General features: G+C 44.0%; 18 protein-coding genes and 1 pseudogene. 8 read left to right on the top strand and 11 right to left on the bottom strand.

All coding sequences use genetic code 11. The annotated features are described in order from the left end of the window. The first annotated feature begins 3 nt into the window (after positions 1-3). Genes FDF36_RS13450 through FDF36_RS13430 form a run of 5 tightly spaced genes read left to right on the top strand, consistent with a single transcriptional unit; the run spans position 4 to position 7,080 of the window. On the top strand, positions 4-1,215 hold the full coding sequence (locus FDF36_RS13450) for a glycoside hydrolase family 88 protein (protein ID WP_220391658.1): 1,212 nt from the start codon (positions 4-6) through the stop codon (positions 1,213-1,215). Positions 1,216-1,235: 20 nt separating this feature from the next. Then, positions 1,236-2,147 carry an alkaline phosphatase family protein gene (locus tag FDF36_RS13445; protein WP_220391657.1) on the top strand — a complete coding sequence of 304 codons (912 nt, stop codon included), beginning with the start codon at positions 1,236-1,238 and terminating at the stop codon, positions 2,145-2,147. A 30-nt stretch (positions 2,148-2,177) separates the two neighbouring features. Further along, on the top strand, positions 2,178-3,713 hold the full coding sequence (locus tag FDF36_RS13440; RefSeq protein WP_220391656.1) for a beta-N-acetylhexosaminidase: 1,536 nt from the start codon (positions 2,178-2,180) through the stop codon (positions 3,711-3,713). Between the two features lie 56 nt (positions 3,714-3,769). Beyond that, positions 3,770-5,860: a beta-glucuronidase LacZ4 gene (gene lacZ4, locus FDF36_RS13435; protein WP_220391655.1), complete on the top strand. Its 2,091-nt coding sequence runs from the start codon at positions 3,770-3,772 to the stop codon at positions 5,858-5,860. Continuing rightward, positions 5,857-7,080 (top strand): DUF2264 domain-containing protein, encoded by a 1,224-nt coding sequence (locus tag FDF36_RS13430; protein ID WP_220391654.1) that lies wholly within the window; start codon positions 5,857-5,859, stop codon positions 7,078-7,080. The genes lacZ4 and FDF36_RS13430 overlap by 4 nt, the downstream gene beginning before the upstream one ends. Positions 7,081-7,309: 229 nt before the next feature. Here FDF36_RS13430 and FDF36_RS13425 read toward each other — a convergent pair whose 3' ends face one another. The 7 genes from FDF36_RS13425 to FDF36_RS13400 form a co-directional block, all read right to left on the bottom strand. Beyond that, the gene (locus FDF36_RS13425) at positions 7,310-9,886 is read right to left on the bottom strand and encodes a TonB-dependent receptor (RefSeq protein ID WP_220391653.1); all 2,577 of its coding nucleotides are present in this window, start codon (positions 9,884-9,886) and stop codon (positions 7,310-7,312) included. 170 nt (positions 9,887-10,056) lie between these two features. Next, positions 10,057-11,352: an MgtC/SapB family protein gene (locus tag FDF36_RS13420; RefSeq protein ID WP_220391652.1), complete on the bottom strand. Its 1,296-nt coding sequence runs from the start codon at positions 11,350-11,352 to the stop codon at positions 10,057-10,059. 56 nt (positions 11,353-11,408) lie between these two features. Beyond that, positions 11,409-11,879, bottom strand: coding sequence for a CYTH domain-containing protein (locus FDF36_RS13415; RefSeq protein ID WP_193683099.1), 471 nt, complete (start codon positions 11,877-11,879; stop codon positions 11,409-11,411). A gap of 2 nt (positions 11,880-11,881) precedes the next feature. Beyond that, positions 11,882-13,201: an OprO/OprP family phosphate-selective porin gene (locus FDF36_RS13410; protein WP_220391651.1), complete on the bottom strand. Its 1,320-nt coding sequence runs from the start codon at positions 13,199-13,201 to the stop codon at positions 11,882-11,884. A 116-nt stretch (positions 13,202-13,317) separates the two neighbouring features. Further along, a complete protein-coding gene (locus tag FDF36_RS21305; RefSeq protein ID WP_005784133.1) occupies positions 13,318-13,452 on the bottom strand; it encodes a hypothetical protein in 135 nt (44 codons plus the stop codon). Positions 13,453-13,604: 152 nt separating this feature from the next. Further along, positions 13,605-14,721, bottom strand: a protein-coding gene (prfB, locus tag FDF36_RS13405) for a peptide chain release factor 2 (RefSeq protein ID WP_122130148.1) whose coding sequence is annotated in 2 segments (ribosomal slippage) — positions 13,605-14,657 and positions 14,659-14,721 — 1,116 coding nt in all. Because the reading frame shifts where the segments join, the coding sequence is not laid out codon by codon here. Positions 14,722-14,781: 60 nt separating this feature from the next. Further along, a complete protein-coding gene (locus tag FDF36_RS13400) occupies positions 14,782-16,587 on the bottom strand; it encodes an AMP-dependent synthetase/ligase (protein WP_005784128.1) in 1,806 nt (601 codons plus the stop codon). 188 nt (positions 16,588-16,775) lie between these two features. Here FDF36_RS13400 and FDF36_RS13395 point away from each other — a divergent pair, with 188 nt between their 5' ends. Further along, positions 16,776-17,852, top strand: coding sequence for a M20 family metallo-hydrolase (locus tag FDF36_RS13395; protein WP_220391650.1), 1,077 nt, complete (start codon positions 16,776-16,778; stop codon positions 17,850-17,852). 342 nt (positions 17,853-18,194) lie between these two features. On the opposite strand, the gene FDF36_RS13390 is transcribed toward FDF36_RS13395, so the two are convergent. Beyond that, positions 18,195-19,577 (bottom strand): PepSY-like domain-containing protein, encoded by a 1,383-nt coding sequence (locus tag FDF36_RS13390; RefSeq protein ID WP_220391649.1) that lies wholly within the window; start codon positions 19,575-19,577, stop codon positions 18,195-18,197. A 302-nt stretch (positions 19,578-19,879) separates the two neighbouring features. Here FDF36_RS13390 and FDF36_RS13385 point away from each other — a divergent pair, with 302 nt between their 5' ends. Then, a complete protein-coding gene (locus tag FDF36_RS13385) occupies positions 19,880-20,443 on the top strand; it encodes a Crp/Fnr family transcriptional regulator (protein WP_220391648.1) in 564 nt (187 codons plus the stop codon). A gap of 96 nt (positions 20,444-20,539) precedes the next feature. Then, positions 20,540-21,694: an acyltransferase family protein gene (locus FDF36_RS13380; protein ID WP_220391647.1), complete on the top strand. Its 1,155-nt coding sequence runs from the start codon at positions 20,540-20,542 to the stop codon at positions 21,692-21,694. Positions 21,695-21,926: 232 nt separating this feature from the next. Here FDF36_RS13380 and FDF36_RS13375 read toward each other — a convergent pair whose 3' ends face one another. The 3 genes and pseudogenes from FDF36_RS13375 to FDF36_RS13370 all read right to left on the bottom strand — a co-directional run bounded on the left by FDF36_RS13375 (position 21,927) and on the right by FDF36_RS13370 (position 25,446). Further along, positions 21,927-22,958 (bottom strand): hypothetical protein, encoded by a 1,032-nt coding sequence (locus FDF36_RS13375; protein ID WP_220391646.1) that lies wholly within the window; start codon positions 22,956-22,958, stop codon positions 21,927-21,929. 768 nt (positions 22,959-23,726) lie between these two features. Next, a pseudogene (locus FDF36_RS21300) lies at positions 23,727-23,995 on the bottom strand (family 43 glycosylhydrolase); the annotation flags it as partial. A gap of 482 nt (positions 23,996-24,477) precedes the next feature. Next, complete coding sequence (locus FDF36_RS13370; RefSeq protein ID WP_220391645.1) at positions 24,478-25,446, bottom strand: glycoside hydrolase family 43 protein; 969 nt, start codon at positions 25,444-25,446, stop codon at positions 24,478-24,480. Positions 25,447-25,549: the final 103 nt, after the last annotated feature.

The following is a 25,549-nucleotide window of genomic DNA, read 5'->3' as shown; positions in this document are numbered from 1 at the left end:
AACATGAACTTAAAACCCTTATTGGGAGCAGCCTGCGCAATGATATGTGTGGCTTGCTCAAACCACAAACCCACAGTACCGTCTTTTATAACAGAAAATGTAGAATTTGCCAAAGCACAACTCGGTTTAGCCATCGACACCATCGAAGCAAGCGGAAAATGTCTCAATCCTGTAACTCTCAATAGAGATGGATCTGTATATTACTGCGGATATGCCGATTGGCGCAGTGGATTTTTTCCCGGTAGCATCTGGTATATGTACGAACTGACAGGTGACACCAGCTACCTCCCACTGGCCAGAAAATATACTGAAGCCATTCGCCCGGCCGAACACCTGACTTGGCATCACGATATAGGATTCATCATTAATTGCAGTTTTGGTAACGGCCTGAGGCTCGCTCCCGATACAGCTGCATATAAAAACGTAATGGTACAGGCAGCCAAATCACTTTGTACGCGTTTCCGCCCCAATGCCGGAGTCATTCAAAGCTGGGATGTAAAAGGTAATAGCTGGCAAAGTGAAAGGGGCTGGGAATGTCCGGTTATCATTGACAACATGATGAATCTGGAACTTCTGTTCGAAGCAACCAAACTGTCCGGTGATTCCACTTTCTATAAAGTAGCCGTAGCACATGCCGACCGTACTCTTTCCGAGCATTTCCGTCCTGATGGAAGTTGCTATCACGTAGTGGATTACAATATTTCGGACGGCTCCGTACGCCATAAACAGACAGCACAAGGATATGCTGATGAATCGGTTTGGTCACGCGGGCAGGCATGGGCCATCTATGGCTTCACTATTTGCTATCGTGAAACGAAAGACCGCAAATATCTGGATCAGGCACTGAAAACATTCAATAGGATGAAAAACGATCCGCACATGCCCGAAGATCTGATACCTTACTGGGACATGGATGCACCCAATATACCCGATGAACCCCGGGACGCTTCTTCTGGATCCTGCATCGCTTCTGCCCTGTACGAAATCAGCACATATGACGTCCCCGATGCCGCTTCTTACAGAGAATATGCAGACCGCATCATGCATAGTCTCGCCTCACCTGACTATCGGGCCACATTGGGCACTAACGGCAATTTTATCCTGATGCATAGCGTAGGCAGTATTCCGCACAATAGTGAAATCGACGTACCTCTGAACTATGCAGACTACTACTTTCTGGAAGCCCTGAAGCGTAGAAAAGATTTAGATAAATAATTTTATAATAAAGAAGTATCATGAAAACACAACTGTTTAAATTTGCCTGTTTAATTATCTGCTTATCAACGATAGCTCCCAATTGCCATGCCGGCAGCAAGTGGAAAGCCAAACATGTAGTCTTGATTGGACTGGACGGCTGGGGTGCCTACAGTGTAGAGAAAGCTAATATCCCCCATATCAAACAATTAATGAATAATGGTTCTTACACACTGACCAAACGCTCTGTACTCCCTTCGTCCAGTGCAGTGAACTGGGCATCTATGTTCATGGGAGCAGGCCCGGAGCTACACGGATACACGACTTGGAATTCAAGCACTCCGGATCTTCCTTCGAAAGAATTAAGTAAAGATGGCATTTTTCCAACTGTATTCCAATTGCTCCGCGAAGCTGACCCGAAAGCTGAAATTGGCACTCTCTACGAATGGATCGGCATCAAATATCTGGTGGATACGCTGGCAGTAAACAAATACAACCAAGGGATTAACTATGAAAAATATCCTACGGAACTATGTGAAAAAGCCGTGAAGTATATTAAAGAGAAAAAGCCGACTTTGACACTTATCGCCTGGGATAATCCGGATCATGTAGGACATAAGGAAGGACATGACACACCGGCTTATTACCAGAAGCTTGAAGAAATAGACGGATACATCGGCAAAGTGATTGACGCGGTGAAAGAAGCCGGAATGCTGGATGAAACGATTTTTATAGTAACATCCGACCATGGCGGAATCAATAAAGGACACGGAGGAAAAACAATGCTGGAAATGCAGACTCCGTTCATCATCTCGGGGAAAAATATCAGGAAAGGGCATGAGATTCAGGCCAGCATGATGCAGTTTGACGTAGCCGCTACCGTGGCTGCCATTTTCAAACTGAAACAGCCACAAGTATGGATCGGAAGGCCCATAATGGAAGTATTTAAGTAAAAAAGAATGCTAACAAGTTAAAGACATAGGATGAAACGAACCAACAGATCATTATTCATTCATAATACAGCAAGAGGGAGAATAAAATTTCTTCTTCTTGCTCTATTTGCTTTTCAAAGCTTACAAGCACAAAAGCTATTCCCCGCTCCTTCTGCGATAGAGACACATAAGGGTACATTCTCTTATGACGAAGTTTCGGCTGAGTGTGTACGAACTACTATCTCTAAGTCTCTGCCTGCCATCGGTACAGCATATTCAGATGAAGCATATCAACTGGAAATTACGCCGGATTCTATCTTCATTGATGCCACTTCTGAGAAAGGCGCATTTTATGCCGGCCAGGCTATCAGACAACTGGCACAGCACGGACGGGGCAAAATCCGCTGTTGCCGGATTTACAGTTCGCCACGCTACGCATGGCGCGGATTTATGCTCGATGAAAGCCGCCACTTCTTCGGCAAAGAAAAAGTAAAACAATACCTCGACCTGATGGCGAGGCTTCATCTCAATGTATTCCACTGGCATCTGACAGACGAACCGGGATGGCGCATTGAAATCAAGAAATATCCTAAGCTGACGGAGATAGGAGCCGTCGGTAATTGGCATGATGCCAAGGCAGCTCCGCAGTTCTATACACAGGACGACATCCGGGAGATCGTGACCTATGCAGCCGAACGCCAGATTATGGTGATTCCGGAGTTCGATATGCCGGGACATGCCACGGCAGTCTGCCGTGCCTATCCGGAGGTATCGGGAGGAGGTGAAGGACGCTGGAAGCATTTCACATTCCATCCTTGCAAAGAAGAAACTTATCGTTTTATCAGTGATGTGCTCGATGAAATAACCGCTCTCTTTCCGGCTCCCTATATCCATATCGGAGGTGACGAAGTGCACTATGGTAACCAGAACTGGTTCACAGATCCGGATATCCAGAACTTCATAAAGGAAAAAGGGCTGGTCAATGAAACCGGACTGGAGCATTACTTCATCCGCCGTGCCGCCGATCTGGTAGCAGCCAAGGGCAAGAAGATGATCGGTTGGGACGAAATAGTGGACGCCGGTATCTCCCCCTCGAAAGCACTGGTAATGTGGTGGCGTCACGACCGCAAGTACCAGTTGCTGAAAGCGCTTGAACAGGGCTATCAGGTAGTGCTGACTCCACGCCGTCCGCTGTATGGCGATTTTGTACAGGATGCTTCACATAAAGTGGGACGCTATTGGGATGGGTTCAATCCGTTGCAAGATGTCTACGCTTTTCCCGAACCGATCAGCCATCTCTTTAAAGGATACGAAGATCAGATACTGGGTATGCAGTTCACACTCTGGACCGAACGGATCGCGGATGCCAAACGACTGGATTTCATGACCTTCCCGCGTTTGATAGCCTTGGCAGAATCGGCATGGACTTCACCCGGCGCAAAAGACTGGAGCCGTTTCTGCATGCGGTTGCCGTCCTTCCTGGACTATCTGAAGGAACAAGGCATCTATTATTTCGATGTGATTCACCCACAAGAAACTCCCGAACCGGGCGGACCGGAGAAAGCGGACGTATTACAAAACGGATAGAAAAATACCGATGATCTCAATAATAACATCAGTAATCAATACATAATCAAGAACATATGAAACAGCAGAAATGTAACTATTTTCCCTCCTTATGGTGGAGGGGTCGAGGAAAAGGTTTAAGCCCCTTTCTTCTCCTACTTGTCTTCTCTCTCTCCCTTCATGCCCAGCGTCAGGATATTCTACTCAACAATAACTGGAATTTCCGTTTCTCGCATCAGGTACAGGGAGACACCCGCAGGGTAGACCTGCCGCACACCTGGAATGCACAAGATGCGCTTGCGGGCAAAACAGACTACAAACGGGGTATCGGGAACTATGAAAAAGCCCTATATGTTCGTCCCGAATGGAAAGGCAAGCGCCTGTTTCTTCGCTTTGAAGGTGTGAACAGTGTAGCCAACGTGTTCATCAACCGCAAACACATTGGCGAACACCGGGGCGGATACGGGGCCTTTATATTCGAAATCACAGACTTAGTGAAATACGGAGAAAAGAACTCCATTCTGGTACGTGCCAATAACGGTGAGCAACTGGACATAATGCCACTCGTAGGCGACTTCAATTTTTACGGGGGAATCTACAGGGATGTACACCTGCTGATTACGGACGCGACTTGCATCTCGCCTTTGGATTATGCTTCACCGGGAGTTTATCTGGTGCAGGAAGCCGTCAGCGCCCAAGAAGCAAAAGTATGTGCCAAAGTGAACCTGTCCAACCGGGCAACCGATGGAGCGGCCGAACTTCGGATCCAAGTGACGGACGGCTCTAAAGTGATTTGCAAAGAAAACCGAAACATATCGCTGAAACAGGGGACCGATATTCAGGAACAGCTTCTTTTACTGATTCAAAAACCGCGTCTTTGGAATGGTTGTGAAGACCCGTTTATGTATCAGGTCACTGTCAGCCTCCACAAGAACGGTAAACAGATCGACAGTGTAACACAGCCATTAGGCCTACGCTATTATCATACCGACCCGGCTCAAGGATTCTTCCTGAATGGCAAGCATCTGCCACTTCATGGGGTATGCCGCCATCAGGATCGTGCCGAAGTGGGTAACGCACTCCGTCCACAGCATCATGAAGAAGATGTGGCACTGATGCGCGAGATGGGAGTCAACGCCATCCGCCTGGCACACTATCCGCAGGCAACTTATATGTACGATTTGATGGACCGGCACGGTATCGTCACTTGGGCTGAGATTCCGTTTGTCGGTCCCGGAGGATATGCGGATAAAGGCTTTGTCAACCAGCTTTCCTTCCGTGAGAATGGCAAACAGCAACTCATCGAACTGATTCGCCAGCACTACAATCATCCCTCTATCTGCTTCTGGGGCCTGTTCAATGAACTGAAGGAAGTCGGGGACAATCCTGTAGAGTATATCAAAGAACTGAATGTACTGGCGAAACAGGAAGACCCTACCCGTCCGACAACTTCCGCCAGCAACCAGAACGGTGATTTGAACTTCATAACCGATAACATTGCCTGGAACCGTTACGACGGTTGGTATGGAAGTACTCCGAAAACATTGGCAACCTTTCTGGACCGTACACACGAGAAATATCCCGAAATACGTATCGGCATCAGTGAATACGGGGCAGGAGCCAGTATCTACCACCAGCAGGACTCGCTCAGGCAACCGTCCGCTTCGGGATGGTGGCACCCTGAAAACTGGCAGACCTACTATCATATGGAGAATTGGAAAATCATAGCCGAACGTCCGTTCGTATGGGGTACATTCGTTTGGAACATGTTCGACTTCGGCGCTGCCCACCGTACGGAAGGTGACCGCCCGGGTATCAATGACAAAGGTCTCGTCACCTTCGACCGAAAGGTAAAGAAAGACTCCTACTACTTCTATAAAGCAAACTGGAACAAACAGGAGCCGATGATTTACCTGGCAGAGAAGCGATGCAGACTTCGCTACCAACCGGAGCAGACTTTCATGGCATTCACCACTGCCCCGGAAGCCGAACTGTTTGTAAACGGTGTCAGTTGTGGCAAACAAAAAGCAGACACTTACTCAACAGTTGTATGGAAAGGAGTCAAACTGAAGGCAGGAGAAAATACCATCCGTGTAACTACTCCGGGGAAAAAGCCACTTACGGACGTAGTGGTAGTGGAATATAAAGAAGACGGATCGCTTCAATGAAACGGATCATCTTAATTATTGTATGGGGATTGCTGGCCGGAGGATGGCCGGCAGTCCCCTGTCTTTGGGCACAGTGCCGGTCAGGAACTGCCGACCGGGATGTCTGGGTAAAGACACTTGTCCGTCTGGCCGATCCGGTACTCAGCAATCTGGCTAACGAAACACTGAAGAAAAGAATGCCATACCAATCGCTTGCGCCCGACCGGCAACGTTTCTCTTATCTGGAAGCGGTAGGACGTACAGTTTGCGGCATGGCTCCATGGCTGGAATTGGGAGCGGACGATACGCCGGAAGGACAGTTACGCAAGAAATACATCGAGCTGACTGTAAAAGGAATCAGCAATGCCGTTAACCCCTCCTCACCCGATTACCTGATTTTCGGAGAACCTTCGCAGCCCTTGGTAGATGCCGCATTCTTGGCAGAAGGATTGCTGCGCGCCCCCAAACAGTTATGGGGTAATCTCTCTGCATCTGCCCGCAAACGGGTAGTGACGGAGTTGAAGCGAAGCCGTGCCATTAAACCCAACGAAAGCAACTGGTTGCTGTTTGCCTCTATCATAGAGGCTGCATTGCAAGAATTCACCGGTGAGTGCGACACGGTACGCCTCAACTACGGAGTACGAAAGTTCAGGGATCTTTGGTATAAGGGAGATGCCCAATACGGTGACGGGGCTGACTTCCATCTCGATTATTACAACAGCTTTGTGATTCACCCCATGCTAACTGACATATTAATCGTCATGCAAAAGCACCGGATGCCGGGAGCTGAGTTTCTGAAAGTACAGCAGAAACGCTTGGGACGCTATGCCGAACAGCTGGAACGGTTTATTTCACCGGAAGGAACTTATCCGGTAATCGGACGGTCTATCGTGTATCGTACCGGAGTATTTCATGCGTTAGGGCAAGCTGCCCTACTACATCTGCTTCCCGAACATATTACTCCCGCCCAAGTACGTTGCGCAATGACCCAGGTCATTGAAAATCAGTTCCGGTCAGCCGACAATTTTGATGCAAACGGTTGGTTAAGGATAGGTTTCTCCGGTAATCAGATAAAAATGTCGGAAAGCTACATCAATACGGGAAGTACTTATCTGTGTCTGACCGGGTTCTTACCACTGGGATTACCTGCTGATGATGCCTTTTGGTCAGCTCCTCCCGCCGAATGGACCAACTTGAAAGCCTGGTCGGGGAAAGAGGTGCCGGCAGATCATTCATTATAAACCGGCAATCGGACGAAATGGGGTGTGCCGAAACTCGTATTCACCACAGATTACACTGATTTACACAGATAAATTTTCAGTAGTTATCAATAGATTAAGTTCGCTCTATGAAACTCTGTGTTACTCTGTGGTGAATTATGACACATCCCCATTCAAAAACAGAAAGGTGTAGCTATCCGCAGTGGTAGCTACACCTTTCTGTTTTTATCTTTACCAGAAGTCCTAACTCTTAGTTAGCACCACCGCCTTGGCCACCCTGGCCGCCGCCACCTTTCACATCATCATTATTGATACTACGGGCAGCTTTCTTCACGCTGGCTTTCAGCTCACCGATACGATAGCTGAGGCTGACACCGAAGCTACGGCTCGGATAACGGCTGCTACTCTTAGACAAGAAGTTTTCACCGATAGTAGTGTTGTTGAACGAACGATATTTCTCGAAAATATTGCTAACATAAGCACTTACCGTAAAACGATCTTTGATGAATGAACGGTTCACACTCAGGCTATAGTAATAGTAACCCGATCCCTTACCCTGCAAGCTAATGTAAGGAGTACTTCCTCCGGCATTCAGACTGGCGCGTATTTTCAATGGGAAAGTATGCTGAATGCCGCCATACATAGAAGCGCTCCATCCATAATTATGTAATCCTTGGGCCGGACTCTTAATATCAGCGTAGCTACCATCACCATTCAGATAGATACGAGTATTGGGAGAAGCATTCCAGTTAGCATAAAGGCTCAGACCCGTATTACGGTTCTTACCGATATTTTCGTACGTGCTGTACAATGCACCTTCGGGAGCATGATGTCCTCCGGGGAAGTCCTCACCGCCTTTACCGATCAGACGGCTCACCCGCTCAATACCATTGTTTCCAAATGAATGACGTAAAGAAACATTCACATTGAACTTCATACTGAACATACTATAGCTCAGATTGAACGAGTGGCTCTTTTCACTTTCCAGATTCGAATTACCCTGGCTGATAAACATCGGGTTGCGGTCGTCAAAATAAGGATTCAAGTTCCAGATACCCGGACGCCAGATACGCATGTTGTAACCACCACGTAAGTTCTGTGTCTTACCAATCTTAATACCCATCGTAACAGATGGAACAAAATCATTATAGTTGGTGCTGAAATCTGCTTCCGGACCGATAGCTCCAGCCAAATATTTTACATCCTGAGCGGTATATTCATAACGTACTCCGGGTTTAAAAGAGAAGCCTTTATAACGAAGAGTGTATCCTAAATAAGCAGCAAGAATGTCGTTCATATGCTTGTACTTACTGCTACGGTCGTTGTTGTATTCATAATCGTCGGTTACCCCTTTAGCTTCGAACAACTTATTATCACTTAAATTATTACGGATAATATATTTACCACCTACTTCTATCGTATGTAACTTTCCGATAGGGGTGGTGTAGTCCACCTGAAAGGTATGTTCAGTAGTATTCGTTTTTCCATCCGAGTGAGAGTTGTTTAATAAGAACTTCTCAATGATTTCCAATTCAAAAGGATCCTTTATATCTCTATACTTAGTGTAGTAATCCGAATTCTGGGGTTGAGTACTGATCTTGTAGGAAAGAGTAATCATACGGTCCTTATTCTTTTTAGACGTACGCTGGTAGTCGACATTACCCCGCATCGAATACCACGAACCGCTTCCATCACTCAGAGAGCCATATTGATAAGCCAACACATCTCTGTTTGCATTCCACATCGTAGTCAGTCCGTCACTGTTATTATCATTACTACCTCCATACATACCAAAAGAAGCAGTCAGCAGACGTAATGTATCAATTTCGTAACTGGCTTCCAGATTACCGTACTGGAAACTACCGTCATAATCGGAAGTACTGTTCGATTCCAGATATTTCTGATCTTCCGAGTCGAAGTTTTCACGGAAACTATTTGAGTAGCTCTTCGGAGTTGTATTATAATTGTAGTTATAGTTACCGGTCAGAGTCAGTTTACCCGACTTGATAGTGGCATATCCGCCCGCACCGGCACCACGGTTACTGCCACTGGCACGGAAAGTAGCGGTATACCCTTCAAAGCCACCGCCTACAGTAACGATATTCAAGATACCGCCTACACCTTCTGCATCATATTTAGCTCCCGGAGAAGTGATTACCTCGATATGCTTAATTGTATTAGCAGGCATACTTTTGAGCACATCTTTCGGGTTATTGCTCATCATGTTATTCGGCTTACCATTTACATGGATTTTAAAACTGCTGCTTCCATTCACCTTAATGTTGTCTTCACCGTCCACTGTAACCAACGGGACTTTACGAAGCATTTCCATCACTGTGTTGGTCTTTGAGTCCGGGTCGTCCTCAATGTTATATTCAATCTTGTCCACATCCACCTTTACCAATGGTTTTTGGGCAACGATCTCTATGCCTTTCAGTTCGTTAGTAGCCTCAGCCATATTCAATTGTCCGAGGTCAATTACTTTATCTCCTGCCTTTACAGTGAAGTCTTTCACCAATGTCACTTTACCTACAGATGAAAAAGTAGCGACATAGTTTCCGGGAGCAACAGTCAATTTTTCCTGGAATTTACCATTCAAATCAGTTACGGCCATTTTCAAGGCTTTTTGGGGAGCACTTTTTTTCACGATTTTGATCGTAGCATAAGGTTCTCCCTCTTGGGTCAGCGAGTCAAGAAGCACGCCTTTCAATGTATAAGATGGAGCTGCTGTACGTTGCTGGGTTTGCTGAGGTTTCTGCTGTTGAGCATACATCATGCCGGATGTTATAAACATCAACAGCAATAATAGTAGTAGTTTGTTTCTCATGTGAAGTTATGTTTTAGTTTATAGTCTATCAGACGCAAAATCATAGTATTTGTTACAGATTGGCAACGAAAATATCGACTTTATATTCGTTTACGAAACCCTCGGAGTTAAGAAAGGTGAAATAGGGCGATTTTTATTCTTTTTTATCAGAAGTTGTTCGATAACGCACACTAAATCAGATAAAAGAAAAAAAGTACGACAACATTTGCCGCAATCACACAGCCGAAACCGCCTAATATCCATGAGCGCAACTTACTCTGTTTACCCGAAAAGAAAAGTGCATAACACATATTCACCACAATATTGCTGATAATGGCCTGCATGGTACAAGCCATCACAACAGTGGCCGCCACACTCCCGGTTCCCTGCAATAAGTTCAGGATGAAAGGAGTGATATCACTGAATCCGGACACAAATGATAATAAGTTCAACCCTCCGGTACCGGCATAAATCAATGTATAATGTGTCAGCACAGTAAAGATAACGAATAACCCGGCAAAAATCAAAGCCACCTTGAACTCCAGCGGATTGCTGCTATCATCTTCTTCCTCTACAAGGTCAGTATCGGCTGTTTGCTTCCGACGACTGTGGATGAACCAAGCCACACCGGCTGCAACGGCAGCCATAATCAGCAGATAAGGATAGATAGAGGTAAAAATAGCGGAGCTGAAAATAAGAATTAAAATCATGAAACGCAAAAACATCATGCTGACGGCCAAAAGCATGGCGGCAACATATTCGGATGCTTCCTGCGAGTGTGCATTACGGCTTTTACGTGCCAATACCGAAATAGTAGCCGTACTACTATACAACCCGCCAATAATGCCGGACACCAACACACCCGATTCACGAAAGACATACCGCTTCAACAAATAGGAAAGATAAGAAATGCCCGAAACCACGACTGTAGCGAGCCAGATGGTATAAGGTGTCAGATTGATATCAGGAATAATATTTTCATTAGGCAACATCGGAAGAATAATACCACTGATAGCCAAGAATTTGGCCAGCGTAATCATTTCATCATTTTTCATTCGTTGCGCAATCTCCGTAAAAGTATGCTTCAGTTCGGTGAGCAATAAAACGGTAACAATTACCATGACGTAAAACCATGAAGGTTGTGTAGAGACAATCGGAGCAATACAATAAGTGATTAGTGCAATGATTATAGTCGTCACCCCGAATACGTGGAACTGAGACTGTTTCACATAATAATTGAGTCCTAAGAGAATACCGAGTATTAAACCACCTCCCATGAAAAGGTGCATCTCTTCCGGATCGAGGATATACAAAAGGTATCCTAATATTCCAATAAACGTAAAGGTGCGGTCCGTACCGAAAAGAGTGGTTTCTCCTTCACGCTTCAGACTGATCTTGCGTTGCGAAAGTCCTATTAAAAGTGAAAACAAGGTGACCAGAATAAAGGTCACCAGCTTTTCCGGCAAGTAGTTGTACAGTTGTTCCATATATCTTTATTCTTGAGCCCGTAACTAAAGAAACAAATATACGGATTATTTGTTAGCTACGACCAGGTAGTATACGGTTTTTTCATTAACTGGGAATTATAGTAGCGAATGTCCCCCGTAACCTCTTCTCCTATAAAGTCGGGTTTTACAAACACTTCGTCTTCCGAACCCAATTCCACCTCAGCTACTACAAGTCCTTCATTCTCACCGTAGAATTCATCTATTTCGAATACGTGTTTCCCACTACGAACCAGGTATCGGGTCTTATCGATCACTCCCGGTTCACAAAGTTTCATCAGTTCCTCTGCCTCAATAAGCGGCAGTTCTTTCTCCCACTCGTAGCGGCTCAACCCTGAGGCATCGGAGGCTCCTTTAATAGTCAGGTAACCTTTTCCATCGCGGATACGTACCCGGACCGTTCTTCCACGAGCACTGCTGATATAGCCCTGAACAATGCGACTCTGCGCAAAAGCCTGTGATTTATAGTCTCCTTTAACGAGAAACTTACGTTCTATCTCTTGTGACATATTTAAAAATTCAATTGTATACGGAGTCCCAGAATACCATAAGCATTCCCTCCTTTCCCCAACGACTCATCTACTTCCTCAGGTTTATAGGCAATCTCTCCGTTCGATTTATACCCTACCGCTGCCTGTCCGAAGGCATTGGCATATTTATCATTATCTACATATGAATAATTGAGCTGAAATTTAAGATTCCGGGTAGCATAATAATTCACTCCGAATGTCCATCCGTTGGATGATCCGCCCATCACTTCTGTCCCGTTCAGGTCGATACGGTCAAAACGGGCTGCCAATTCTATATCTCCCCAACTACGCCCAAACGAGGGCTGGGAGAAGGCTCCACGCGATTTACTATATCGCTGCCGCCCACCGAACAAAAGATAAGCCGCCTGCACATAGAAGCCGTTGAACTTCTCTGTTGCCAACCCTTCCATACGCACCGTATTGTTCATAATATACTCTCCCTGGAAGCGAAAACCTCTGTAAAATCCGGCCAATTCGACACCGGCCAACCAATCGTGACTAACAGAAGCAATCGGTGATGTATCCAGAAACTTGATTTTGTTAATATAAGACAGTGATCTTGTACTATATCTCACAGTATTCGGCATCAGCGAACCAACTGTTGTCTTCGGAGTGCGATAAGATGCGGCAATTCCCAAATGAAATCCTTTTACCTTATCTGCCGAAATCGGTTGCCAGACAGCACGGGCTGTCACCGATATTCCTTCATCTTCTCCAGCTTTGTTGTTACTTTCAGAATAATCTTTTTCTTTATTACCTTCAATTCGCTTGAAATGTACACCCGCTACCCCCAGGAACTGGTCATGTTCCCAAGTTCCCTGTACGCCAATATGATATTCAGGAGCAAATGCCGATACCACATTCGCTTTCTCCATAAACCATAAATCGCCCGAGGAGGTCATTGCAGCCATACCAAAACTCTCTTTAAAATTACCTGCTCTAAAATAAAACCCATTCGGAAAAGCATATTTGATGAAACAGTCCTTCAATGAAAAGCCACCGTCGGTAAGATCCATCTCTATCTTACCGGACAGCCTTTTGCCAAAAGCAGCAGTAGCTCCCAAACGTACACGCCTGAATCCGACACCATTGCCTATGGGTTGGTAGTCCTCTCCCAAAAACACCGCTCCATCTGCCTGGATACGGCCATTGAAAGTCAGTTTAAACTTATTGTCCTCCGAACTGAAGGTTAATGATTCTTTCTTCACCTCAGGAAGAAAAGATTTAGACTCCTGGGCAGAAACCATCCCCAGACAAGTAATTGAGAAGATAGAAAAAATAGTAATCAGTTGCTTGTTCATCCGTCTTTTTAGTGATTAGCGATTAATTGGCAGTGATTAGCAGCTAATAACCGGTGATTAGTACAATTCATCTATACGGTACTAATCACTAATTGTCAGTCACTAATCACTCACTCTCAGCCCAAAAGAGAAAAACCGATAATCATAGCCAATGCCAGAATGACCAACGAGACAAAAACTATCTTAACAACCTTTTTGGCTTGTTCTTCTTCTTTCTTGCTGTGTGTTACTTTTTTCTTATTCTTACTCATAATCGTTAGCTTTAAAGTTCAACGCTAACAAAGTAAGAACAAATCTTTTAACCTGCCAAAAATATAGAGAATAAAATGACGGACAAAGAAAGGAAATAAAAAAACATCCCCCGGAGCAGAAAAATCCGGAGGATGTTACAATTCTGTTATTTTTAAGCTTCTTCCGAAGAAAATTCCATCAGATAGGCTTTGATAAATCCTTCTATTTTTCCATCCATCACTCCGTTTACATCAGAGGTCTGGAAGTTAGTGCGATGGTCTTTTACACGACGGTCGTCAAAGACATAGCTTCGTATCTGTGATCCCCATTCGATTTTTTTCTTACCGGCTTCCACTTTAGCCTGTTCTGCCATGCGGTGCTGCAATTCTTTATCGTAAAGAATAGACCGCAACTGACGCATCGCATTCTCCCGATTCTTAGGCTGGTCACGGGTTTCGGTATTCTCAATCAGGATTTCCTCTTCCTCTCCGGTATAAGGGTCCTTGTACTGATAACGCAAACGGACGCCGGATTCCACTTTATTTACGTTCTGTCCACCGGCACCTCCCGAACGGAAAGTATCCCAAGAGATACAGGCCGGCAAAATATTCACTTCAATGCTATCGTCCACCAACGGAGTGACAAACACGGAAGCAAAAGAAGTCATACGCTTACCCTGCGCATTGTAAGGAGAAACACGAACCAAACGGTGCACACCGTTTTCACCTTTCAGATATCCATAAGCATAGTCGCCTTCAATCTGGATGGTACAGGTTTTAATACCCGCTTCATCACCTTCCTGCAAGTTGGCCATGGTTGCTTTATAACCATTGGTCTCGGCATAACGAAGATACATACGCATCAGCATCGATGCCCAGTCCTGACTCTCCGTGCCACCGGCACCGGAGTTAATTTTCAGCACGCAACTCATTTGGTCGGCCTCATCACGAAGCATGTTCTGCAACTCCAGATTTTCGACATGCTCCAATGCCTTTGCATAGGCCTCGTCTACTTCTTCTTCGGTGACCAATTCGTCTTTATAAAAATCGAAAGCCAGTTCCAGTTCGTCTGTCAGTGTCTTGACCTCATTGTATCCCTCAATCCACTTTTGCAGTCCTTTTACCAGTTTCATTTGTGCTTCGGCCTTCTTCTGGTCATCCCAAAAGCCCGGAGCCTGCGTTCTTAATTGTTCTTCTTCGACCTGAATTTTCTTCCCGTCGATGTCAAAGATACCTCCTCAGCGCATCAGTGCGCTCTTTCACGTCTTTAAGTTGTTCAATAGTAATCATACTTCTTTTTTATGGTTTTCATTAATTATGGGGAGCAAAGATATACAAAATTTTGTGTTCTTACTCCTCATACATTTTATCAATTACCTCTTTATAATTGCGTGCCACTACCGGGCGTTTCAACTTCAGGGTATTAGTCAGTTCCCCTTTTTCCATGCTGAACGGTTCGGGAAGCAACGTAAATCGTTTAATCTGTTCGTAATGGGCAAACTGCTGCTGCAACGTATCGATACGTGCGCGGAACAGAGCAGTAATTTTAGGATGCTCCAACAATTCGGCCATATCTTTGTATTCGATGCCTTTCTCTTTGGCATACTGTTTCACAAAGCCGTATACGGGTACAATCAGTGCAGATACAAACTTACGCTGATCGGCAATAATAGCTATCTGATCGATATAACGGTCGATAACCAATTTGGTTTCCAATGCCTGAGGAGCGATGTATTTTCCGTTCGATGTCTTAAACAAGTCTTTGATACGCTCTGTCAGATACAACTGCCCATTTTTAAAATAGCCGGCATCACCGGTATGAAACCAACCTTCTTCATCGATGGCTGCAGCCGTCGCTTCCGCCTTTTTATAATACCCTTTCGTGATGGTCTTTCCACGAAGCAGGATCTCGTTATCTTCGCCGATCTTCACTTCTACCTCTGGCATTACCTGACCTACCGAACCAATATCATAGCCCGTCTTCGAAGTACACGAAACAGTCGCTGTAGATTCTGTCAAACCATATCCGACCAGCATATCGATACCCACCGAATGTACAAACTCGCAAATTTCATCGGGAACGGCAGCACCGGCTGTCGGGAAGAAGTTACCGTTCTCTATTCCGATGGTCTTTTTCAACAGAGCATAGATAGTCTTCTCATAAAACTTATATTTCAACTGAATCATTCGGGGAGGCGTCTTACCCACCCGCAAATAATCCAGATTATGGATACGGCCTACTTTAATAGCATCCAGCATCAGCATTTTTTTTATTCCGGTGGTCTCGGCTATTTTTTCCTGAACGCCGGCGTACACCTTCTCCCAAAAGCGGGGTACACTACACATCAATGTCGGACGTATTTCTTTAATGGTTGTCTGGATATCGGCCGGACGGAGATTGATGCAGACCTGTACGCCCTTATGCACACAGAGATAAGTCCATGCCTTCTCAAACACATGAGTCAGCGGCAGGAAGTTCATCGAAACATCTTTATCGGTCATATCTACCAGACGGATATCATGAATGCGGAATGCTTCCAAATAGCAAGAATGATGCAACATGACTCCTTTAGGTTCGCCCGTAGTACCGGACGTATACAGGATATTTGCCAAATCTTCGGCACTGGCACGTGCCGTACGTTCTTCCACTACTTCATTGTGCGGCAAATCTTTTCCTTTAGCCAAAAACTCGTCATAATAAATAGAACTCATATCACGCGGATCTTTCACTACCGCCGGATCAAAAATGATCAACTGTACAAGTGAGGGGCAGAAGCCGAACACACTGAAAGCAGCATCATACTGGAACTGCTCGCCTACAAATAAGAAACGTATCTGGGCATCATTGATGATATATTGAGCCTGTGCCGGAGAACTGGTTGCATAAAGCGGAATCGTCACCGCACGATTGGCAAAAGCGGCAAAATCCGTAAACAGACATTCCGGCTTATTTTGAGAGAAAATACCGATATTTTCTTCTTCCTGTACTCCCAATTCCACCATGGCATTGGCAGCTTGCCTTACAGTTTGCGAAAATTCATTCCAAGAGATAGGTATCCACTGCGCCTTCTCATAGTCACGGTATTTCAGGGCTGTCTTGTCGCCATACTTTTCAGCCTGACGATGAACCAAGACAGATAAATGATGATAAGTCATATCCTTTGTTGTTAGTTATTCGTCTGCAAAGGTATCGTTTAATTTGGAATTATCAGGTGTGAATGCTGAATTATTTTGCTCAACAGAGTCAGGCACTTAGCCATATAGCGCCTGATAAATAGTTGTCTGACAAACTGAAAGATTCAAGTATTATTTGTACATTTGCATCCATTCAAAGCAAAAAAGAAATGATAGACGAATCCATTACATCCGAAGCTGTCGGCCTGCTGAAATCTCTTATCAGCATCCCTTCGCTCAGCCGCGAAGAAGAAAAAGCAGCCGACTATCTGCAAAATTATATCGAGGCCGAAGGCATGACCACAGGCCGTAAAGGAAACAACATCTGGTGTCTGAGTCCCATGTTCGACCTGAAAAAGCCGACAATCCTGCTCAACTCCCATATTGACACTGTAAAGCCGGTCAACGGTTGGCGGAAAGATCCGTTCACTCCACGCGAAGAGAATGGGAAGCTTTACGGATTGGGCAGCAACGATGCCGGTGCCAGTGTAGTAACACTCCTACAGGTGTTTCTGCAACTATGCCGCAAGCAACAAAGTTACAACCTTATTTATTTGGCTTCTTGCGAAGAAGAGGTATCCGGAAAAGGTGGTATCGAAAGTGTATTACCGGGACTTCCCCCCATCAGTTTTGCCGTAGTAGGAGAGCCCACCGAAATGCAACCTGCCATTGCCGAAAAAGGGCTGATGGTGCTCGATGTCACAGCTACCGGAAAAGCAGGACACGCCGCCCGCAATGAAGGTGACAATGCGATATATAAAGTACTGGACGATATTGCCTGGTTCCGCGACTACCGTTTTGCAAAAGAATCACCATTACTGGGACCTGTCAAAATGAGCGTTACGGTGATCAATGCCGGTACGCAGCACAATGTCATTCCCGACCGTTGCAGTTTTGTAGTAGATGTGCGTAGCAACGAACTGTACTCTAACGAAGAGTTGTTTACTGAAATACAAAAGCATATCTCTTGCAAAGCTGAAGCCCGTTCGTTCCGCCTCAACTCTTCACGTATCGAAGAAAGCCACCCGTTTGTACAGAAGGCAAAGAAACTGGGGCGTGCACCTTTCGGCTCTCCTACTCTCTCGGATCAAGCTTTAATGGCGTTCCCCTCAGTCAAGATAGGCCCCGGCCGTTCTTCACGTTCGCATACAGCCGATGAATATATCATGATTAAAGAAATAGAAGAGGCATTGGAATTATATTTGAAGATACTGGACGGACTGGAAATCCGCCCCTCCCATCTGTAACACTGTCGGTCAGTGGAGAAAATTCGTGCAATGCCTCAGCTATTTCCAGACTACAAAAGGTTCTATAGCCTTTCATCAATCATATTTCTACTTGACAGAATGACAAGTATTCTTTTCGAAGCCATACAAGCAGAGATCTCAGGAAACAAACCCGGGTCCTATTGATAAACAAAAGATTACAAACATTTATATTGGGGATGTGTCAAAACCCACCACAGAGGACACAGAGTAACACAGAGGTGATTTTAAGTTGTTGATTATTAATAAAAAGACTCTGTGATACTCCGTGGTGAAAAGAGTTATGACACATCCTCAACGGAAAACTTTCCGAACGACCACCAATCATTTCATTGCAGCGATCATTTCTACAAAATTACCATTCCGATCGAACTTAACTTCTGATCCGTCTCCCAATTTATACACCCATCCCTCTATGGTATAAGAAAAGAAATACATACTGAGGTCATCCGGGAACTGATGTCGCATATACCTGTATATTTTCTCGGAAATGCTCAATTCTATTTTTTCTTTTCCAAGAAAACCACCCTGGGAATCAAACATCAGTCCGTCACCATTCGTCAACTCCACTAAGAATGAAGCAGCAACCGAACGATCGACCCTTGTAATTTCGGAGTTCGAATGTGCTGAAATATATTCGGTTATCTTTTCAGGGAGCGATGCCACCAGCTTTTCAGGAAATGTAAATCCGTTTCCATCTATATTCAACCATTCACTGGCATCTTCGTTGACAAGCATATTAAATCCATTCGGCAGACATACCTTGAAATTCAGCACATCTGCATGAAGCGGATGACTGATGGAAATGGAACGCTGTTTGCCAAAATACTCTTCTGCCAAAGCTTGTGCCTGCATCAAAGGTACTACTATCGGTTTGCTCTCCGGATCAATAGTCACATATACCGTCTTACTAACCTGAATGGTATAGCAGGTACCCTTTAAACGAATGTACGTAACTTGCGCAGTTGGATAATCCCGATTTAATTGTTCGGTTACCTTTGAAGGCAAAGTCTCCAGAATCGAGCCCGGAACCAATTCAGTTCCTCCATTCACTTCTGTCCACTGACCATGATCATTCAACACACATGTAAATCCATTCTCCAACCAGAATGAATAGCCGGCAGTAATATCCCCATTCGGAATATGTTCCACCACTGCCTGGAAAACTCCATCCGGGAAATGCTTTGCCACAAAATCACGCACAAATTGCGGCAATCCGGATTCGTCTTTTATATCCATTTCATAGCCGATGCATGTCCCGTCGTAATGAAACGCTATTTTCTTACCGCTACTTAACAACACACAATCTCCATAACAGGCGTTCTCTATACCGATAAACGGATCATCGGGAAAAAATTGCTGTACATATGCAATAATTCTTCCCCAAAGAGAATGTAAGGACTCGGGTAACTTTTGATCCGGAATCATCAATCTTTTCCATCCCCCATTTTCACTAAATTCCACTTTAACTTCATCGGGAAAAACAACACGATAAAGCAACCGGACATTTTCCTGACCGGTATTTGTTTTTTCTATTTTCTCCGGAGTTTGTCCCGGAAAGTAATTAGATAAAAAAGATTGCGCAGTGCCCGGCAGTTGATTCATTTCGATTGTACCGGAAGATTCATTCTCCTCCGAACAACTGCCCAGAAACGGAAGCAATCCGAATAAGAAACATAAGTAAAGGACAGGATAAAAAGATTTCATAGTTGCGTGGTTTTTATGTTTCAGACAAAGTTAACGGAAAGCTCTGAATATAAGCACATAGAGGCGTTAAACTTCTTTAAGGGACAAGTCAAAACGAGCACAACGCTTACTCCAGCTCCCCTAAAGCCCCAATATAAAACACAAAGGAAACCTGTCAGGGCTGACAACCTCTGTTTATATCTAAAAACCTATATATTAAATTTACCTCTCTTCCACATCAAAGGGATGGATTTAAGATCGATAATTTTCAGGAATTGATAAAATTATGTAAGTTTGTAAATAGAATAATGAATTCCTCTCCAATGAAAAACATCATAAACAAGATCAGGCAGTTATACCCGGTTTCGGATGAAGCGCTCCAGGCATTACAGGCAAACATGCAGATAAGATATTATCCCAAAGATACTTATATAGTGCAATCGGGAATAACGGACCGCCTGGTTTATTTCATCGAAGAAGGTGTCACCCGCTCTGTATTTCATCACAACGGGCAAGATACCACCACCTGGTTCAGCCAAGAAGGTGACATTACTTTCGGCATGGATTCGTTATATTATAAACAGCCGTCCATAGAGAGTATTGAAACCCTTTCGGATTGCAAAATCTACGTTCTTCATATAGACGAACTGAACGCCCTTTACGAAAAATATATCGATATAGCCAACTGGGGAAGGATCTTGCATCAGGACGTCAACAAAGAACTCAGCCACATGTTTGTGGAAAGACTCCAGCTTTCTCCCAAGGAACGATACGAACAGTTCAACAGGCGCTACCCCGGACTGATCAATCGGGTAAAGCTGAAGTATGTCGCTGCATTTCTGGGCATTTCCATTTATACACTCAGCCGGGTACGCGCTAAAAAATAGCTCCCGGCCAGTCTTTTTTGCTTTTAAGCAAAAGAACTTCATTTTGCAAGCCGTATCTTTGCCATCTGAAAATATTAACTAACTAATAAAACACAGATGTCGAATATTTCTTCAACAGTTTTTGCAGATACCAAGCCGCATTATCATCTACTGGACGGGCTCCGGGGAGTAGCCGCTCTTATGGTTATATGGTATCATGTATTCGAAGGCTATGCTTTTGCCGGTGGTACCACTATCGATACCTTCAACCACGGATATTTAGCAGTAGATTTCTTCTTTATCCTTTCAGGTTTCGTTATCGGTTATGCTTATGATGATCGTTGGGATAAGAATTTCACCATGAAAGATTTCATTAAACGCCGTTTGATACGTCTTCATCCGATGGTAATCATGGGTGCCGTAGTGGGTGCTATCACATTCTATATCCAGGGTTCCGTACAATGGGACGGAACACATATCGGCATATCGATGGTGATGTTGTCTCTTCTTTGTACCATCTTTTTCATCCCTGCGATGCCGGGTGTAGGTTACGAGGTTCGCGGCAATGGCGAAATGTTCCCATTGAACGGCCCCTGCTGGTCATTATTCTTCGAGTACATAGGCAATATCCTTTACGCTTTGTTCATTCGTCGTCTGTCAAATAAAGCGTTGACCATAGTTGTAGTATTACTGGGAGTAGCATTGGCTTCATTTGCCATCTTCAATGTCTCGGGTTATGGAAACATAGGAGTCGGCTGGACACTGGACGGTGTAAACTTTATAGGCGGATTATTAAGAATGCTTTTCCCCTTCTCCATGGGTATGCTTTTATCGCGTAACTTCAAGCCCATGAAGTTGAGAGGTGCATTCTGGATATGTACCCTTGTAATGATCGCCTTGTTCGCAGTGCCTTATTTGGAAGGAACGGAATCAATCTGCACAAACGGCATTTATGAAGCATTCTGTATTATCATAGCTTTCCCCATCCTGCTTTGGATAGGAGCATCGGGAACCACCACGGATAAGAAGTCAACCCAAATATGTAAATTCCTGGGAGATATATCTTATCCGATCTATGTGATACATTATCCATTCATGTATTTGTTCTATGCATGGTTGATCAAAAATCAACTTTTCACATTAGGAGAGACCTGGCAAGTTGCCTTATGCGTTTACGCATGGAACATATTGTTTGCTTATCTATGCTTGAAGCTATATGATGAACCGGTACGCAAATATCTGGCTAAGCGCTTCCTGAATAAGAAACAATAATATGTACTTGCTATATAAGTAGCGCCACAAACATAAACACATAGCTGAGATAGAAGAGTTGCAGTGAATTCACTTTAAGGTAGGCCTTAAGTGAATGCACTGCAACTCTCATTATGGAAGAATCCAATCTCGGAAAAGGCACTTGATGATTGCATAAATTGTTCAACCGGAACTTCCGAGAGTCCGAACAATACATTAGTCAGAATATTCTTCAGCAAGATTCAGCTAATACCTAAAGCTCAAACTTCAGCACATCACTCCCTCCTTCTTCCGTTATATTCAGTCCCAATACATATCTGCCGGATGGATCAACAGCAATTCTCTCCAATTTTACATCTGTGTGATAAATGGCAACCGGAGCACCTTGCCAGGTAAAGGCCATAATCTTTGATTTACCCGAAGTACCCGGGAAACCGTTATAAAGGGCATAAAGATAATTGGGCGTGCCACAAAGAGAAATGAAATATTTAGGTGCATTCGGAAAATCAAGAAACTCAGGATCATACTCCGGGGATTTCAGCTCTTTCCCTATCACTATTTCTTTCATCAGATTTCCTTTTAAATCATAAAAACAGAGAGAGTTCAGATTCAGTAATCCCGTACAAGCTGCCTTTGCATCTTGATTTACCATTAAACAGTTCTCGTATAGATAAGATAAACGTCCTTCCGGATATCCGGACTTAATATCACGATGATAATCCACTGTCTTAACCTGGGCAGCATGCTTATCATAAATGAAAAACAAACCATGCTGCATATCTACATCAATGCCATATACACAAGAGTCTGTTTCATTATAATCCCTGACCGCAGGTATCTCCGGCAATTGTTGTGCCTCAACAACAGAAACAGCGACAGGGCCGGGAGATGCTGCCGAATGAATCGCAACAGTCTTTTTATTCCAACTATTCAATTCAATGAACGACAGCTTTCCCTTGCCTCCCCTACCTATCGACTTCTCAAAAAAAGGAAAAAGAAAATCATCCGGGCCCTCTCCTTTCATCCCCAATCCAACAAAAGCAGGAGGAACTGTAGCTGTGAAGATCTTTAACAATGTATCATTACGTGCGTCCAAAAAAGCACAAAAAGAATCAGTTACACACAAATCATAGAAAATATTCAGTCCTTCTTCTTCCGACAAGAAGATTTCGTGTTGAAGAGTATCCGTACACGTATCAGGAATATACACGGTTAACTTTTCCTGCTCCGATCCGCAAGAGATCATTACTATCGCTGCCAGACATATCAATAAAAGTTTAACCATAATCAAATCTTTTTCATAATAATCAGTTTTAGTTCATTAGTCTGACAAAGATAATAACTACAAATATATCCTTAAAAGAAAATAACAATAAATCCGATACAACAAAGGATGCATTAGAAAGAAATAACTTCTGAAAAGATCACTTATATTTTTGACAATTTGCTAAACAACCCTTCTCAGGCTTGATTATTTCAGTACATGAGTCAGGTTCGTACTAAAAATCGTCTCTATTTCATTTTTCCGTTTATCATATTGCAGGAATCCAGACGTTTTCGCAACACAATGAACACACAAAGGAGAAAGTAAGAGTACTCGTGTTTGTTTTTCGCAAAAAGAAAGCGCTTTTAGAAAGTCAGAGAGTAGTCTCCTGTGCTTGTCAACCAGAAAAAAAAGGAGCAAAATAATCTCTCTATTACGGAACAATATATGTAATCGTGCAAAACATTAGGAGATTTTCAAAAAAGAAGTAAGCATTTTCGGAAATTGCTTACTTCTTTTAGAGTAAATACTTACTTCTTTTGTGCCGGATGCCTACTTCTTTTTCGGGAAATGCCGGCTTCAGAGTCCAAAAAGCCCGGTTTTTCATTGCATTTATCCCGGCTATCGCCCTCCTATCCTTCCGGTTGAACAGAAAGGAAGAAAGAGGAAGTTATCAAAAAAAGCATTTTAATAACTTTTTGAAAGCTGATACAGATAAATAGAATCATACTATCAAATCGCTCTCTCTGCTTTACTTTACCAGCTCTGCAGTAATACAATCTTTGCTATATGTACATGATAAACGATACGAAACTTTCCCTCTTTGTCTTTGAACATAGTGTTATGCCCTACACCCTGCAAAAGCGCCGGGGTTCTGCAAGATAAGGTTTCCACCGTATTTGATCCATTTGCCGATTATATCGGTTGCCGTAGCACAGCCTACCCCATAGAACGGACTTTCAAAGCTATTGCCGGAAGAAGTCATATAAATACAGCCCCTTGTGTTTAAACACATAAGAGCCCTCGTTGCCCCGGGACCGGACTTCTTCCCAAGCTTGGTGCATTTTTCAAAGCAACCAGTATGTAAAGATTGAATTTACATTTTCTGTATTACTTAAATATACATTCCAAATATTTCTTTGTCTGATCGGGAAATTCCTTTCTTGGTATAAAAAAATCGGAAATATATCCTTTCTTATCAATCATAAAAACATATGGAGTCAAAGAATAATCAAAATCCAATGAGAGTGAGTCAACCCGATACAGTCGAGGATTATCAAACTCTTTACATTTCACATGTAGATCTCTAAGTGGAATATTAGCTTTCAACATAGCCATTTTAATTTTACTTTGCTTTTTAGAGCAGTCTAACTCAGGAATCACATATATCCGGGTGTAACCCCAACAACAAAAGGGTGTAGCCACACCGTATAGATAGCTACACCCTTCCACCCTTAAGGCTACACCCTTTTTATCGGACAACAGATTCTCCGGATTCATCCATCCGTCTTACGCCCATATCAATTTCTACAACCCCGGTTTATTCGACCAATTCCGCAACGATATATTCCTTGCTGATCCGCATACGGTCTATACCATCCATCTTTTCAAAATAGACCTTACCGATGTACATGCCCCGTGGATGAATATGCTCTTTATCTTTATGCGCATGATAAACAATGCGAAGTCTGCCCTTTTTATCCCTGAACATGGCACTATGTCCCACTCCCTGCAAATTCCCCGGTTTCTGCAAAATAGGATTTTCCCGATATTTGGTCCATTCCCCCATGATATCCGTAGCGGTGGCACATCCGATCCCATAGAATGGGCTCTCAAAGCTGTTACCGGAATAAGTCATGTAATACAATCCGTTATGTTTAAGCACATAAGATCCTTCGTTCACACGCGGCCACACTTCTTCCCATGCCTGCGAAACATGAATGCAAGGACGCATCGTCTCCGTTTTAATCGTCATATAATCGTTCTCCAATTCCGCTACCCATACGTTATTGCCATCATTGAAGCGAACGAAGAAAAGATAAGGTTTTCCATCTTCATCGATAAACAGGGAGCTATCGATCATCTTCTCGTCAGCAACCATCGGTTTCTTCTCGTTCTGCCTGAACGGACCTAACGGAGAATCGGCCATGGCCACACAGATGTGTTCGTCTGCCGTATAATACATATAAAACTTCCCGTTGACCTCGTAAATCTCCGGTGCCCAGAAGCGACTATCCGCCCAAACATCATCTTTATGAAGTGCCAGCCCGTGCAGTTTCCACTTCTTAAGATCTTTTGACGTATACACTTCAATGCCGTCGGCCGCATGCGTTCCGTAAGCATAATAGGTTCCATCGTGCAATAGAATAAAAGGATCGCCCAACGGAACTGATTTTGTCACAGCTTTTATTTCTGATCTGTTTCTTGCTCCGGCAACTCCTGTATAAGAACAAAACCCAATCAGAAGCCCCAGCAGCCATACTCCGGTACTAATATTTTTCTTTCCCATAATATGATTTTTTTAATGTAAGTCAGGTCAAAACGCTCCATACAATGCAGGAGCATGGCGCCAATCTGTGCGCTCCCCCGCAAGGCATCGACCGAATTAAAAA

Source organism: Bacteroides fragilis, from assembly GCF_019583405.1.
Classification (GTDB): Bacteria; Bacteroidota; Bacteroidia; order Bacteroidales; family Bacteroidaceae; genus Bacteroides; species Bacteroides fragilis_B.
This window is presented reverse-complemented; position numbering and strand designations above follow the sequence as displayed.